Consider the following 12213-nt stretch of genomic DNA (forward strand, 5'->3'; position numbering starts at 1 on the left):
AAATGATAAACGAGATTTACCCTTGAACTGGTAGTTTAACCGGGTGTTTAAATGCAGCGGCCAGATAGCTTGGCGAGGCCCTATCACAATTTCAGATAGTCGCAGTTAAAAAAAATCGTGCCCCAGCCAGACGACCTTGCCAATGATGCTCAACGAGTCCAGCTCGTTCGGCATAACCGCCAGTGTTTCGTATCCAGTTTTATTGTCGCTGATGATGTTCACTCCACCATCAACCCGCTTCTGCAGCCGCTTGGCGTAGAGTTCATCCCCCAGACGAAGCACGAACAGGCCACCATCCTGGATCTGGTTGCGGCTGATATCCACCAGGATAGAGTCGCCAGAATGGATGGTTGGCTCCATGCTGTCCCCCTTGGCAAATACCACTACCAGATTATCTGGATTCAACTGCCGGTATTTGAGCCACTTACGGCGGAACGCCAGCCTGCGTTTAACGCTATGGTCATCATTAAATGCTCCATGCCCAGCACTAACTGAGATGTGGTAGCCATCGATCAGGGCATACTCCTCATCAAATTCCTCCCATTTGTAGCAAATAGAAGTATCTGATATCGCATTGATATTATTGTGTTTTTTTGATTCTTCGTTGAGCGAGTGAGTCGATAGGTTAGCTGATGCTGGCTCATCGGCTGAGCTACCTGACAGTAACCAAACCAAATCAACGCCTTTTGCCCGTGCGATGGCGAGAGCGTCATCAGCTCTGGGCAGACGACCTTTTAAAAAGGCGCGTACGGCCCCCTCTGAGAGTCCGATCTCTTCTGCGAATGAGCGCACGCTTTGGGTACCAATGACCTCAGTTAAACGCTCAGGGAAGGATCCGATCCCACTCCTAAGAAACGGATCTGTATTTCCGATCTGGTTCTCGTTTTCCGATTCCATCATATCCCTTTTAAATCAAACAGTTAGAATCGAATTCCACTGTGCGTGTATTTGTACGCATCGGAAACGTGTACTTATCATTCCCAGTGATTGACGTGCGTACGAAACGGATCAATAATCACAAATGTTCGCAATGCGTATAAATGTGATGCCTACGCAATGCGAATAACCAACGGATATTAACACGGAATGAACCGATGGAAATACGAAGCGCGAAACACATACACGCACACCTAGTGGCCAAAGGCTCTAGCTGTCGTGCATGGGCCCTGTCTCGTGATTACAACCCACGAACAGTCCAGCTGTATGTTCAAATGTACGCGCCTGACACTAACCGGTTACCACGGGATGGAGCCCTTGCCGACAGGATCATGAAAGAGCTGTATCAGTTCATTGGTTACCAGCAAGGGGCCGAGTCAGGTGAGGAGCACGACCATGAGTGAGTGGTTTACTTCGATTAAACTGGCCGGTTTACCTGGTCTGCCTGCAACAGATCGTGCAATTCGGATCCGAGCGAGCAAAGAAAATTGGAAATCCAGACCAAGGGAAATAGGTAAAGGCAGCGAGTTCCACATCAGTTCATTGCCAGCAGAAACCCGCCGCCATTTGGCAGAGCAGGCTGTGGCTCAGCAAGGTCAGGCCGTGACCGATCACAGTGCTGGCGGCAAGGCGATGGCCAAGTTACTGGAGCGAGAGAGACCGGCCAAGCCTGATGCTGGCCGCAAACTGCTGACCTTGAGCGAAGCCCCACGCAAAAAAGTAGATGCCAGACTGCTGATTTTGCAGGCCGCCGATATCTTTCTGACGCCCTATCACGCCTGCCAGCAAGGAGAGGTGGGACGCCGGATTTTTATCGAGGCATACCGTACCCGCAGCCTGCAGTTGCCAGCCAGTGTCTATGAGCGGCAAAAACCGTTTAGCCTGATCACGCTGCGCCGTTGGCAAAGCTCGTTGGCCAATGAAGGCCCAGCCGCACTGGCTGGCAATTATCAGCGTGAACGGCCCTCAACCGTTGAGCAAAGCCCTGAGCTGGCCCAGTTCCTTACCGCATTGGTGACTGCCAAGCCACACCTGGCCAATAAGTGGGGCGCTCTGCATGAGCTCGCCACTGAGTACAGCGCGATAAACAAGCTGGGATGGCATATCCCCAGTCAGTCATCCCTGCGCCGCTGGATGGTTAAGTGGTTGGCTGAAAACAAAGTGGCCTTTACCTATGCCACTAACCCGGATGCCTACAACAACAAATACCGCACTGCCATCGAGGAAATGTACCCCTGGATGGGTCAACCGAACGATGTGTGGGAGTTCGACAGCACCCCGGTCGATGCCATGTTGGTGGATGGCCGTCACAGCATTATCGCGGTGATCGACGTGTTTACTCGCCGCGTTCGTTTGCTGGTGGCCAAGAGCTCATCCAGCGAGGGGATCTGCCTGTTGCTGCGCAAGACCCTGTTGGCCTGGGGCACCCTCAATGACAACGGTGTGATGCGTACCGATAACGGCTCTGACTACGTGAGTCAGCGGGTCATGTCGATCTGCACACTGCTGGATATCAATGTCAGCCGATCCAATGCCTATTCGGGTTGGGAAAAGCCCTTTATCGAGCGATTTTTCCGCACCCTGAGCCACGGCCTTATCGAGTTGTTGCCCTCCTATATAGGCCACAGCGTGGCTGACAGACAGGTGATTGAAACCCGCAAGAGCTTTGCCCAGCGGTTGGAAGAGAAGCGCAAACCGGATGCAGAAAAAGAGATTTTTGAGTTGGCGATGACAGCACAAGAGCTGCAGACCCTGCTCGATAACTGGCTGGATGCCCGCTACCACAACAAAAAGCACAGCTCACTGGGGATGACCCCAAACGAGAAGTACCAGAGTGCCCGTTATCAGCGCCGCGCCATCACCGATGAGTCTGCGTTGGATCTGCTGCTCAACCATATCGGTGAGGCGACCGTCTCCAAAGGCTTTATTAAGGCCGGTGGCCTGAAATATAGCGCCCCGGAGCTATTGGAGCACACCTGGAAGAGCCAGCGGGTCAGCGTCTTTCTCGATCCCAACGATGTGGGTCGCGCCACCTTATACCGCACCGGAGACTGGGGAGACCGAGTGGAGGCCATCAATACCGATCTGCTCGGAAATGGCATCAGCCCAGACGCATTCCGTGCAGCCAAGCGTGAGGATGCCAAGGTACTGGCCCGATTCCGCCGCGAGATGCGCAATGTGGCCAAGACATTTGGCATCGACCAGCTGCACCAGGATGTGGTCAATCACTTTGTCGATCAGGCCAAGGAGGTTGCCCAGTTCAAGCGCTCGGATCTGAACCTCGACAACCCGGCGCTGGCTGCCCTGACTGGGGTTGCGGCATCCAGTGTGCCGGTCGGGTTCAGTGCTACGGAGCTGGCCGCCATTGAGGCCAGGCGAGAAGAGAAAGCTGCCCGCCAGCAAGCAACGGCAGGGCAAGAGTCCAGAGCTCTCAAGACCGAGTATGAGCAGGCAATTTACTTGGCAGAGAAGGAGTTGGATACCCCGCTGACCGAGCGGGAGAAGGAGTGGCTGACCAAGTACCTGTATAGCCACAAGTTGCCAGCAAAACGGATTAGCAGGCATCTGGAAAGCATCAGGGCCACACGCAATGCCCAGGCAAAAGGTTAAGCGTACAGCCCTGTTTAAACCATAGATAAAGGACATAAACACTATGAAACACAAGATCGTTGAAGTCAAAAACATGATCAAGACCGAACAACTGCTCGACAACTTGCTCAACCGCTCCAGCATAGTGCCGGGCATTGGCCTGATCCACGGCCCCTCCGGCTTTGGCAAGACCACCGCCGTGGAATGGCTGTTCAACCAGGACGAAGTGAACGGGATCTATGTGCGTTGCTACAAGGCCGATACCGTCACCAGCCTGCTGGAGCAGATAGCCAAAGAGATCGGCATCCCCCAGCGCCACAACCTGCGGGCCCAAGTCGATAGCATTGTCGAAGCCGTACGGGCCGAAGAGCTGGCCATCTTCGTGGACGAAGCCGATTACGTGGTCGGTAATGCCCGCATCATGGAGACCCTGCGCGATATCTACGATGCCACCGAACAACCCCTGATCCTGGTCGGGATGGAAGAGATTGCCCGCCGGATTAGCCAGCGCAAGCAGCTGTTTAACCGTATCTCCCAATGGATTGAGTTCAAACCGGCCGATCTCGATGACGTGTCCCTGATTGCCAGCGAAATGCTGGAGGTGGACGTGGAAATTGACGATGCCTTGCTGGATCTCATTCGCAAACGTTCCAACGGGGTGGTTCGTACCATCGTCTCAGCCCTCGACAAGATCGAGAAGATGGCTATGGCTTCTGACGCTCACATCATCCGTCTGGAAGATGTAGACGCCAGCGACTTGCTGCATGACGTGCGCCGTAGCCGTTAGCGGTGTTAATGCACTGCGATAAAAGCAAAGAGCACGGGAGGGATACCAGTGGTTCAGACAAAAAACGAAACCAAAACAGAGTTCGCCTGGAATTGGATCTGTCAGCAAGAGAGCTTCTCTGTGCAAGAGGTTATCAAAGGTGTCGAGATCAATAAGCAACAGATGTATCGGGTTATCAACGCTTGGCTATCTGGTGGATATATCCGACTCATATCACCCAAAGCTCAGAGGCGGCAGCGAATTTATCAAGTCGTGGATCCTACGATATCGCCCCCACTGGGTAGTGGTGTGCGTCCTTTGGATGCCGAAGGTCTGACGGTTAAACGCCGGTATAACAAGTGTCGTAGCAAGCGAAAAACCGTGCAACAGAAGCTCTGGAACACCATGAAGATAAGTCGCCGATTTACTCTGACTGACCTGATGATTACTGCGAATACCAACCGCAATACTGCTTGGCATTACACCAATCAATTGGTTCTGGCGGGCTATGTGAGATTGGCTGTCAGGGTTAATCCAAGGCTGTCTGTTCAGGACAAATACGGACTTACAAACATCTATCAATTGATCCGTGATACGGGGCGCTTTTCTCCGATGAAAAGAGAAAACGGTTGTTGGGATCAGAACCAGCAGCGGCTTTATCCATTCCAGTTTGAGGAGGGTGAGCATGGGCACGTGGCTTGAAGTATTGCAGGCCGAAGTGGCGGCCAGCTCGCTGGCCCAGGTGGCAGAGAAGCTTGGGCTTTCTCGCACCACCATCAGCCAGGTCTGCAACGAAAAGTATCCCGGCGATATGGCAAGGGTACAGACCTTAGTGGAGGGGGCCCTGATGGGCAACAAGGTGAGGTGTCCCATTCTGGGGGATATCCCGGCTCACCAGTGCCTTGCCCATCAACGCCGTGGCCCCAGTGACGTGGGTAGCAGCCCGATGGATATCAAGCTCTGGAAGGCTTGCCGCTCAGGTTGTCCCCATAGCCAATTGACAGAGGAGCAACAACTGCGCCGCCCGATGCGGTTATCGGTAGAGCAGGGCAAAGGGTCACAGAAAACGGCTCGCTATGACGCCGAGGCCACCCTCTCCAGGTTACGTCGTCAGGCCAAGAGCGATGGCGAGAATGCCAGTTCGTCGTTGCGCATCCTGAGTGAGTTGCTGGCGGAAGAACTGAAAATCATGGGTATCAAATACAACCGACTGCTCGATAAGCAAGAAGGCAAATAACGGTTGGCAGGGGTTGGGCTCGGAATAAGCAGTGGGCCCGGTGATGAATCACAAGGAGAACGGGATGAAAAAGAATCTGCGCAGCAATTTGCACAAGACTGCCGAACAGCTCAGCCACTGGTTGACGGCCAGAGGATATGAAGTCCGCACCAGCCAGGTGCGCCACACCCCGCTGCTGGCCGTCACTGGCCCTCTGCCACAAGCAATGAAGGCCCGCGCCGTATTAAGCCGCGAATGCCTGGCTGGCGTGGTTCGGGAGGTCGCCCTGGTGCGCTTTGGCGGCTGCCTGCTGCACTGGCGCCAATAAGGAGAATGGAGATGGCCAAGATAGAGCTCGATATCGAAGACGAAGCACTGGCCAAGGTCGTGCTGCGCCAATTACCCAAGTTCCTCGAATTTTGCCGTGCGACTCACCTGGAAGAGCAGGTACTCGGCCCAGTGAAACAGCAGGCTGCCGCCGTGTGTTATCAGATGCCCGGCAGCAACAAGATCCATTAAGGAGAAGCCCATGCAAGAAGCACAAACCAGCAGTACAACCCCGATGCGCCAGAACGCCCAAGGGCACTGGGTACCGGAAAACCTGATCGCCCCGGCTGACAAGCTACGCGATGAAGTGGTGATGGGCGTCATTGCTGCTGCCCGCGAGCAGCGTTCGCAGCTGGCCGCCTTCAAGATTAGCGCCATGCAGCAGATCAACGACTTTGTTGACCTGTCATCCGAGCAGTATGGCGTGGCGTGGGGCGGTACCAAGGGCAACGTGACCCTGCTCAGTTTTGATGGTCGTTACAAGCTCATTCGGGCGGTGGGGGAGCACCGCAAATTTGATGAACGGATCCAGGCTGCCAAGGTGCTGATTGACCAGTGCATCGCCCGTTGGAGCGATGGCGCCAGTCCTAAACTGCGGGCCCTGGTTGACCACGCTTTTCGGGTTTCCAAAGCCGGTCATATCGACGTGAATCAGGTGCTCTCCCTGCGCCAGCTCAACATCGAAGACGCAGACTGGGAGCAGGCCATGCAGGCGATCGCCGATGCCATTCAAGTGACCGGTACCAGCCAATATCTGCGGCTCTATGAGCGTGACGCCCAGGGGCGTTACATCCAGATGAGCCTGGATCTGGCCAAGTTGTAAGAGGGGGAGACGCGATGGAAATCAACGTGGATATGGCCGAGGAACAACTGCAGCTCTGTGAGCAGATCACTGAAACCGAGGGTACCTGCTACCCCGACGACACCTATGAGGATGGCATCAAGGCCGCCCTGCTCTGGGCGCTGGGGCTGGGGCCTGCCCCCCTCAATGTCGAGGAGTATCAAGGGGCGAAGCCACTGCAGTTCGAGTAATGGCCCGATGCGAAACGGGGCGGCCATGCCGCCCTGTCTGCCCGGCGTGGTGGCCGGGCACTGATGAGCAGCCGACCTGGGCCCAGGTCTTCACCGCCTCGATAAAGGAGCACGGCGATGACTAAAACAGAGATGGATATTCGGCTTACCAAGATATTCAGCACCGCAGCCATTGCACTGGCGGCAGCTGAAAAACGGGCTGTGTGCAAACAGCTCAAACAGTTTATTCGAGAGGCCCGCGCCCAAGGGCTATTTGCCCTGGCGGGGGAAGCAAGCCAGATGCGTTGGCAACTTGTGGCTGAACTGCAGCAAGCCAGAACGGTAGTGCTGGAGGCAAGCCATGGCCATGTCTAACTGGCAACGACTGCTGGCCTACGTGATGAAGTTTGGCAACCTGAGCCAGCAGCAAGCAGAGCAGTGGCTCGATAGCCATTGCCCTCAGTGGCGCAGTGGGCCTGATGTGATGGCGGCCGGGCAATTCTGGATGAAAAAGACGGGGAGGGGGAATTGAACACCTTATCTAACAATCAGCCAAATGCTGCGCAGAGTGGTGATCGTACCCGCTTGATCCGTCTGGTTCAGGTTGGCAGGCGCACCCTGGGGCTCGATGAGGAGACCTATCGGGCGTTGCTGGAGCAGCAGAGCGGCAAGCGTTCGGCGGCCGAGTTGACGATCCCGGAGCTGGACAAGGTGCTGCTGGCCATGAAGGGGGCAGGGTTTAAACCGAAGGTTAAACGCCCTGTTAAAGGGGCTGTTAAAGCGGGGGAGAGCAAGCGTTTAAGCCCGGCCCGTGGGGCTCATGCCAAAACTGCCGAGATAAACGTGATCCGGGCTGTATGGATCACCATGCACCGCCATGGCCTGCTGCACGATGGCAGTGAGACGGCCTTGAATCACTATGTTGAGCGGCAAACGATGCGGCTTAACAACGGCATCGGCGTGGCAGAGGTGGCCTGGCTCACCGATGGGTTGGCTTACCAGGTGCTTGAGTCACTGAAAAACTGGCACAAGCGGGAGCTGGTTGCCCGCCTTGTCGCGGCCGAGAAAACCGTCCCCACCAATGAGAAGTCCGGGCGAGTGGCCGGTTATCAGGCCGTTGTTGCGGCGTTTGAGGAGATGAATGATGGACGCTAACGCTGAGAATCTGGACTTGTTCGCCGATGATCATGAGTCGCTGGGGCAGCTTGTCGATCGCCTGGATCAGATCCCGACTACCGAACTGACGGCCAAATGGCCCAAAGCCCTGGCCGAGTTGGTCGATGTGCTGGCCTGCGAGTTGGTCAGAGGGGGAATGGAGCCGGAGCTGGCCAAGGCTCAGGCCCGCAAGTTGGCGCTGGTACAGGCCCATTACATGGGGGGCCGTGCCTACTACATCCCCACCGGGGAGCATCTCAAGGCTGCGTTGCGGGATAGAGCTATCTGGGATGAGTTCAACGGTCGAAATATCGACCAGCTTGCTCGCAAACATAGCCTCTCGGTACCCCAGACCTATGCGGTGGTGGCAGAGCAGCGACAACTGACCTTGCGGCGGGTACAACGAGAACTGTTTGAATTTGGCTGCGGGGTTGACAAAAGTGAGATTTCCCGAAGATAATCGGTTTACAAAACTCAAAAAAACCGAAAAGGTGAAAGATGAACAATCAGTACCCTCTACCCGAACATGTGCTCTTTCTTCTCGACCAAGATGTAGTTAATAAATTGCTGAGAGAAATTGCATATGTTCTTACTGAACATTATGACTGTCGTCATCCTGAGCTTGATTCTCCTTGGGTGGACGGTACTGGGATCTATGGGCGTGTTCAGCAGCACATGAAGAACATGCATGCTGAGCAGCGGTATCCTTGGTTCAAGATGCATACCATGACGATGGACTATGTTTTTTCTGTTTTTGGTGTGCCGATGCAGTTTACTAAAGACTGCATCTTGAAACCGTCGAAGAAGCATCGGTTGATGATGAATGCACCAGAGTATCACCAGTATCGGCTTTTTGCTGATACAGAGCCTGAGACCGAGATAAAATGGCGCGTAATGGTTGAACCTCTGCATGATGATGAAGAGTTGGCACCTTCATGGCGGATCGCCTTGGTCGGTTTTAACCAGTATCAAGCGATCGTAGCAATGCAAAGTATTGATAGCCTTGTAGTGTTGGCGCCAGTTTCTGCTGTCAGTGAGGAACTTTCGGAGGCTAAAGATATAGATGTTGCGCCTGTATTCAGACGCCGCAGCGACGAGCAAGAAGGCAATGGAACAGATTAGTATCGAAGAACATGGCGGGACATATCGTGGCGATAAGCTGAGAATAGCCCGTATGGCCGGAGGCTTCTCGTTAGAAGAGGTAGCCTCTGCTATTGGAAAAACTAAACAATTAATCAGTAAGTATGAGAAGGGGGCGCAACCTACAGAAGATGCGTTAGAGGTTATTTGCCAGTATCTGGGCATTGACCGTAAGTTTCTTTTCTCACAAAGAGCGTATCCTATTGAGGCTGAAACGTGCCATTTTCGTAGTCTGCGTTCTCGTACGCAGACTATGACTAAGAATGTCATGGCTCGTGCAGAGATATTCGAAGAGATAATTAGACGAGTTGAGCAGGAAGTCGTTTTTCCTGAAGTCGCGATTCCTGATGTCCCTTCATTGAGAATGGACAATGCCAATGTTGAAAAAATAGCTGAGCATTGTCGTAGAGAGTGGGGGCTGGGACTCGGGCCTATATCATCTATGGTCAATCTTGTTGAGCAGCTTGGAATAGTTGTTACCACGATTCAGGGGGTTGATGAAAAAGTCGATGCTTTTTCAGTGCCACACCAGCGGCCATTTATTATCCGAAATGTTGCAAAAAAAAGTGTGTGTCGTTTCAGGTTTGATATTGCTCACGAGTTAGGGCATCTAGTCTTGCACGATGGTGTGACTACTGGTGATGCTGTTACAGAAGATCAGGCCAATCGTTTTGCAAGTGCCTTCTTGATGCCTCGAACCTCCTTTTCGAAGGAGTTTCCTGCGCTTAGGGGAAGCCAGCTGGATTGGGTTAAATTAGTTGAGTTCAAAAAACGCTGGAAGGTTAGTCTCAAGGCCATTATATATCGTGCTTCCTCTTTGGGGTTGATCACGCCAGAGAAAGCAAGAAGTGGTTTTATGTATTTGAACACTAGAGGGTATACAAGAGACGAACCGGGTGATGAATTAATACCAACAGAAGCTCCTACGCTACTCAATAGGGCGATTGAGATCCTGCCATATAGAGAATGGCTCGCAATGCTCTCATCCATAGGTGTGACGGAGGACTCAGTTAGGAAACTATTTGATCTTAAACATCCCAAATTCATGGTCAAAGCTTCATTGAAATTGGTTGGTTAATACTCTAACCCACCATAAACCCATGCCATAGAGGCCCCTCGGTACGCTGCTGATAACGCAGTTCACCGAGGGGCCTTTATGTTATCACTCGCACTTAAATGGCTGCTTCGTCCCGATGTGGAAGGGGGCGAAGTCAACCATCCCGCCGACCGTGGTGGTCATACCAAGTACGGCATTGCCGATGCCGCCGATGGCAAGAAGGACGGCATGGCCGACCTCGATCGGGATGGGGTACCCGATATCGCTATCGGTGATCTGACTCCGGCCCATACCGAGCCCTTTTACCGCCAGAACTACTGGGTACCCGCCCGCTGTGACCTGATTGCCAGCTTAAGCCCGGCACTCTCTATCGCCGTGTTTGATGCTGCGGTGCATCACGGGCCGAAACGCGCCATCCAACAGCTGCAGCAGGTCTTGGGGGGGATGGCAGATGGTCGCCTTGGCCCAGTGTCGATTGGCAGGCTCAAGCAGCAACTGGGCGCCAAGGGCGAGGGCCAGTTGTTGCTGGCTCTGATGATGCAGCGGGCCTGCTTCATGCACGGCATTGTGCGCAAAGACCCGAGTCAGTGGGCCAATGCCGATGGCTGGATCAACCGGCTGCTGCGTCTGCAGAGCTACCTCCTTTCCGACGTGGTTGGTGAGGTGGTGGCATGAGCGTGCTGACCATCAAGCAACAGAAGGCGGCGGCCGCGATCCAGGCTGCGGGCTGCTTTGGCATCCCTGAACTCAAGAACCCCCGCTATCTCGCTTGCTTCAAGGATGGGCGCAAAGCCCATCTCAAGGCAGCTTTGGCCAATCAGATCGCTGACCCGAAGGCGATCCCGCTCTATAGCCACCACCAGACCCGTCAATCCCTCTTTGAGAAAGGGTGGCGTTCGGTGACCGAACTGGATCGCCTGCGGGCCCGTGCCCGTCATTCCCAACCTCAACAAAAGGAAGTACATCATGCCTGATTCCCTGTTACCTCAAGCGAAGTCTGCCTTCAAAAGCCGCACCGTGATCGGTGGTGTGATTGCCGTGGGGGCCGGTATTGCGGGTCTGTTCGGTGTGCCGGTCGATGCGGGTACCCAAGCCAGCTTGGCATCCACCCTGGTGGATCTGGCCAGTGCGGTAGGTGGCCTGCTCGCCATCTGGGGCCGCATCAAGGCGACTCATACCGTCAAGTAAGAGAGGTCATGTGACAAACCTCATAGACCGCGCCCAGCAGGCCGATGCCGATCGGACTGGGCGCATTATCGAAGCCCACCAGAACAGGACAAGGCCACACGGCGATGGTATCTGCTGCGATTGTGACGAAGCCATCCCGACCTCCCGCCTTGCAGCCGAGCCTGGTGCCGAGCGCTGTATCGAGTGCCAGACCCTGTATGAGCGCAAGGAGGCGACCCGTGTGGGATTTCATCGTTAAGAACTGGGGGCCTCTTTATGCATTGGCCAGTTTGGTTGGGCTGGTGGTCATCATCTTGCTCTCCAAGACCTACGCCAAGCGCGAAGACCTCACTGCCTTGGTGCAGAGAGTGCAGCGGGTGGAGCAGGTACTGGCTGATCTGCCGAGCGAGCGTGAGCTGCACAAGCTGCAGTTGGAGATCAGCGAGTTGCGGGGGGAGTTGCGGGAGGTGAAGCCGGAGTTGCGCCAAGCCCGTCGCCTTGCCGATCTGCTGTTGGAAAATGAGCTTGCCGCCGTGCAGAAGGAGAAGCCATGAGCATTCAACAAATATTGGACGCCCAGCAGCGGCTGGTGATCCTGCGCTCCCTGCTGGATATCGGTGGTGCCGCCAACGAGTCAATCCTCAATGACTGTCTCGACCAGCTGGGTACCGGCCGGGTGACGCGGGATCGGGTGAAGACCCTGCTGGCCTGGCTGGAAGAGCAGGGGCTGGTACGCATCGAGCGACTGGCCACTGTGCAGGTGGCTCACCTGACCGGTCGGGGGCAGGACGCGGCAGAGGGCCGTGCAACGGTGCCCGGCGTTAAGAAGCCCAGGGCGGAGGATTGACC

At 54.8% G+C, this 12213-nt stretch carries 21 protein-coding genes and 1 other RNA gene; 21 read left to right on the forward strand and 1 reads right to left on the reverse strand.

Features of this window, described 5'->3' with window-relative positions; genetic code table 11:
* Positions 1-105: 105 nt before the first annotated feature.
* The gene (locus AB5Y48_RS18845) at positions 106-897 is read right to left on the reverse strand and encodes a S24 family peptidase (protein ID WP_368165465.1); all 792 of its coding nucleotides are present in this window, start codon (positions 895-897) and stop codon (positions 106-108) included.
* A 435-nt stretch (positions 898-1332) separates the two neighbouring features.
* Here AB5Y48_RS18845 and AB5Y48_RS18850 point away from each other — a divergent pair, with 435 nt between their 5' ends.
* From AB5Y48_RS18850 to AB5Y48_RS18950, 21 genes are all read left to right on the forward strand, one after another.
* The gene (locus AB5Y48_RS18850) at positions 1333-3546 is read left to right on the forward strand and encodes a DNA-binding protein (RefSeq protein WP_368165466.1); all 2214 of its coding nucleotides are present in this window, start codon (positions 1333-1335) and stop codon (positions 3544-3546) included.
* 43 nt (positions 3547-3589) lie between these two features.
* The gene (locus AB5Y48_RS18855; protein ID WP_016350107.1) at positions 3590-4312 is read left to right on the forward strand and encodes an AAA family ATPase; all 723 of its coding nucleotides are present in this window, start codon (positions 3590-3592) and stop codon (positions 4310-4312) included.
* 48 nt (positions 4313-4360) lie between these two features.
* Positions 4361-4993 (forward strand): hypothetical protein, encoded by a 633-nt coding sequence (locus AB5Y48_RS18860; protein ID WP_016350108.1) that lies wholly within the window; start codon positions 4361-4363, stop codon positions 4991-4993.
* Complete coding sequence (locus tag AB5Y48_RS18865) at positions 4977-5528, forward strand: transcriptional regulator (protein WP_016350109.1); 552 nt, start codon at positions 4977-4979, stop codon at positions 5526-5528. The genes AB5Y48_RS18860 and AB5Y48_RS18865 overlap by 17 nt, the downstream gene beginning before the upstream one ends.
* Positions 5529-5592: 64 nt before the next feature.
* Entirely contained in the window at positions 5593-5835 is a 243-nt protein-coding gene (locus AB5Y48_RS18870) for a hypothetical protein (protein WP_016350110.1), read from the forward strand.
* A gap of 11 nt (positions 5836-5846) precedes the next feature.
* Entirely contained in the window at positions 5847-6026 is a 180-nt protein-coding gene (locus tag AB5Y48_RS18875; protein WP_111900137.1) for a hypothetical protein, read from the forward strand.
* A 10-nt stretch (positions 6027-6036) separates the two neighbouring features.
* On the forward strand, positions 6037-6657 hold the full coding sequence (locus AB5Y48_RS18880; RefSeq protein WP_201978106.1) for a DUF3164 family protein: 621 nt from the start codon (positions 6037-6039) through the stop codon (positions 6655-6657).
* 14 nt (positions 6658-6671) lie between these two features.
* Positions 6672-6866, forward strand: coding sequence for a hypothetical protein (locus tag AB5Y48_RS18885; RefSeq protein ID WP_182932662.1), 195 nt, complete (start codon positions 6672-6674; stop codon positions 6864-6866).
* 7 nt (positions 6867-6873) lie between these two features.
* An RNA gene (locus tag AB5Y48_RS18890) (hammerhead ribozyme type II) lies at positions 6874-6943 on the forward strand.
* Between the two features lie 40 nt (positions 6944-6983).
* Positions 6984-7220: a hypothetical protein gene (locus tag AB5Y48_RS18895; RefSeq protein ID WP_201978105.1), complete on the forward strand. Its 237-nt coding sequence runs from the start codon at positions 6984-6986 to the stop codon at positions 7218-7220.
* The gene (locus AB5Y48_RS18900) at positions 7207-7377 is read left to right on the forward strand and encodes a hypothetical protein (protein WP_368165467.1); all 171 of its coding nucleotides are present in this window, start codon (positions 7207-7209) and stop codon (positions 7375-7377) included. The genes AB5Y48_RS18895 and AB5Y48_RS18900 overlap by 14 nt, the downstream gene beginning before the upstream one ends.
* The gene (locus AB5Y48_RS18905) at positions 7374-8000 is read left to right on the forward strand and encodes a gp16 family protein (protein ID WP_368165468.1); all 627 of its coding nucleotides are present in this window, start codon (positions 7374-7376) and stop codon (positions 7998-8000) included. Before AB5Y48_RS18900 ends, AB5Y48_RS18905 begins: the two co-directional genes overlap by 4 nt.
* Complete coding sequence (locus AB5Y48_RS18910; RefSeq protein ID WP_368165469.1) at positions 7990-8460, forward strand: Mor transcription activator family protein; 471 nt, start codon at positions 7990-7992, stop codon at positions 8458-8460. Before AB5Y48_RS18905 ends, AB5Y48_RS18910 begins: the two co-directional genes overlap by 11 nt.
* A 38-nt stretch (positions 8461-8498) precedes the next feature.
* Positions 8499-9122 carry a hypothetical protein gene (locus AB5Y48_RS18915; RefSeq protein ID WP_368165470.1) on the forward strand — a complete coding sequence of 208 codons (624 nt, stop codon included), beginning with the start codon at positions 8499-8501 and terminating at the stop codon, positions 9120-9122.
* Positions 9109-10218: an ImmA/IrrE family metallo-endopeptidase gene (locus AB5Y48_RS18920; protein WP_201978097.1), complete on the forward strand. Its 1110-nt coding sequence runs from the start codon at positions 9109-9111 to the stop codon at positions 10216-10218. Before AB5Y48_RS18915 ends, AB5Y48_RS18920 begins: the two co-directional genes overlap by 14 nt.
* 78 nt (positions 10219-10296) lie before the next feature.
* Positions 10297-10872: a glycoside hydrolase family 108 protein gene (locus AB5Y48_RS18925; RefSeq protein WP_368165471.1), complete on the forward strand. Its 576-nt coding sequence runs from the start codon at positions 10297-10299 to the stop codon at positions 10870-10872.
* Entirely contained in the window at positions 10869-11171 is a 303-nt protein-coding gene (locus AB5Y48_RS18930; RefSeq protein WP_227096309.1) for a hypothetical protein, read from the forward strand. Before AB5Y48_RS18925 ends, AB5Y48_RS18930 begins: the two co-directional genes overlap by 4 nt.
* Complete coding sequence (locus AB5Y48_RS18935; RefSeq protein WP_058059549.1) at positions 11164-11385, forward strand: hypothetical protein; 222 nt, start codon at positions 11164-11166, stop codon at positions 11383-11385. Before AB5Y48_RS18930 ends, AB5Y48_RS18935 begins: the two co-directional genes overlap by 8 nt.
* A 10-nt stretch (positions 11386-11395) precedes the next feature.
* Complete coding sequence (locus AB5Y48_RS18940) at positions 11396-11623, forward strand: TraR/DksA C4-type zinc finger protein (protein ID WP_265760151.1); 228 nt, start codon at positions 11396-11398, stop codon at positions 11621-11623.
* Positions 11604-11918 carry a DUF2730 family protein gene (locus AB5Y48_RS18945; RefSeq protein WP_005345918.1) on the forward strand — a complete coding sequence of 105 codons (315 nt, stop codon included), beginning with the start codon at positions 11604-11606 and terminating at the stop codon, positions 11916-11918. The genes AB5Y48_RS18940 and AB5Y48_RS18945 overlap by 20 nt, the downstream gene beginning before the upstream one ends.
* Positions 11915-12211 carry a hypothetical protein gene (locus tag AB5Y48_RS18950; protein ID WP_005345917.1) on the forward strand — a complete coding sequence of 99 codons (297 nt, stop codon included), beginning with the start codon at positions 11915-11917 and terminating at the stop codon, positions 12209-12211. Before AB5Y48_RS18945 ends, AB5Y48_RS18950 begins: the two co-directional genes overlap by 4 nt.
* The last annotated feature ends 2 nt before the right edge of the window (positions 12212-12213 follow it).

This window comes from Aeromonas sp. R6-2, from assembly GCF_040908155.1.
GTDB classification, from domain to species: Bacteria; Pseudomonadota; Gammaproteobacteria; order Enterobacterales; family Aeromonadaceae; genus Aeromonas; species Aeromonas schubertii.

Bases quoted from the DNA above. Each gene is read 5' to 3' on its own strand.
- AB5Y48_RS18885 (WP_182932662.1), top strand. From the start codon at position 6,672: ATGGAAATCAACGTGGATATGGCCGAGGAACAACTGCAGCTCTGTGAG.
- AB5Y48_RS18895 (WP_201978105.1), top strand. From the start codon at position 6,984: ATGACTAAAACAGAGATGGATATTCGGCTTACCAAGATATTCAGCACC.
- AB5Y48_RS18915 (WP_368165470.1), top strand. From the start codon at position 8,499: ATGAACAATCAGTACCCTCTACCCGAACATGTGCTCTTTCTTCTCGAC.
- AB5Y48_RS18865 (WP_016350109.1), top strand. From the start codon at position 4,977: ATGGGCACGTGGCTTGAAGTATTGCAGGCCGAAGTGGCGGCCAGCTCG.
- AB5Y48_RS18875 (WP_111900137.1), top strand. From the start codon at position 5,847: ATGGCCAAGATAGAGCTCGATATCGAAGACGAAGCACTGGCCAAGGTC.
- AB5Y48_RS18925 (WP_368165471.1), top strand. From the start codon at position 10,297: ATGTTATCACTCGCACTTAAATGGCTGCTTCGTCCCGATGTGGAAGGG.
- AB5Y48_RS18930 (WP_227096309.1), top strand. From the start codon at position 10,869: ATGAGCGTGCTGACCATCAAGCAACAGAAGGCGGCGGCCGCGATCCAG.
- AB5Y48_RS18910 (WP_368165469.1), top strand. From the start codon at position 7,990: ATGGACGCTAACGCTGAGAATCTGGACTTGTTCGCCGATGATCATGAG.
- AB5Y48_RS18850 (WP_368165466.1), top strand. From the start codon at position 1,333: ATGAGTGAGTGGTTTACTTCGATTAAACTGGCCGGTTTACCTGGTCTG.
- AB5Y48_RS18900 (WP_368165467.1), top strand. From the start codon at position 7,207: ATGGCCATGTCTAACTGGCAACGACTGCTGGCCTACGTGATGAAGTTT.
- AB5Y48_RS18935 (WP_058059549.1), top strand. From the start codon at position 11,164: ATGCCTGATTCCCTGTTACCTCAAGCGAAGTCTGCCTTCAAAAGCCGC.
- AB5Y48_RS18880 (WP_201978106.1), top strand. From the start codon at position 6,037: ATGCAAGAAGCACAAACCAGCAGTACAACCCCGATGCGCCAGAACGCC.
- AB5Y48_RS18920 (WP_201978097.1), top strand. From the start codon at position 9,109: ATGGAACAGATTAGTATCGAAGAACATGGCGGGACATATCGTGGCGAT.
- AB5Y48_RS18950 (WP_005345917.1), top strand. From the start codon at position 11,915: ATGAGCATTCAACAAATATTGGACGCCCAGCAGCGGCTGGTGATCCTG.
- AB5Y48_RS18870 (WP_016350110.1), top strand. From the start codon at position 5,593: ATGAAAAAGAATCTGCGCAGCAATTTGCACAAGACTGCCGAACAGCTC.
- AB5Y48_RS18855 (WP_016350107.1), top strand. From the start codon at position 3,590: ATGAAACACAAGATCGTTGAAGTCAAAAACATGATCAAGACCGAACAA.
- AB5Y48_RS18845 (WP_368165465.1), bottom strand. From the start codon at position 897: ATGGAATCGGAAAACGAGAACCAGATCGGAAATACAGATCCGTTTCTT.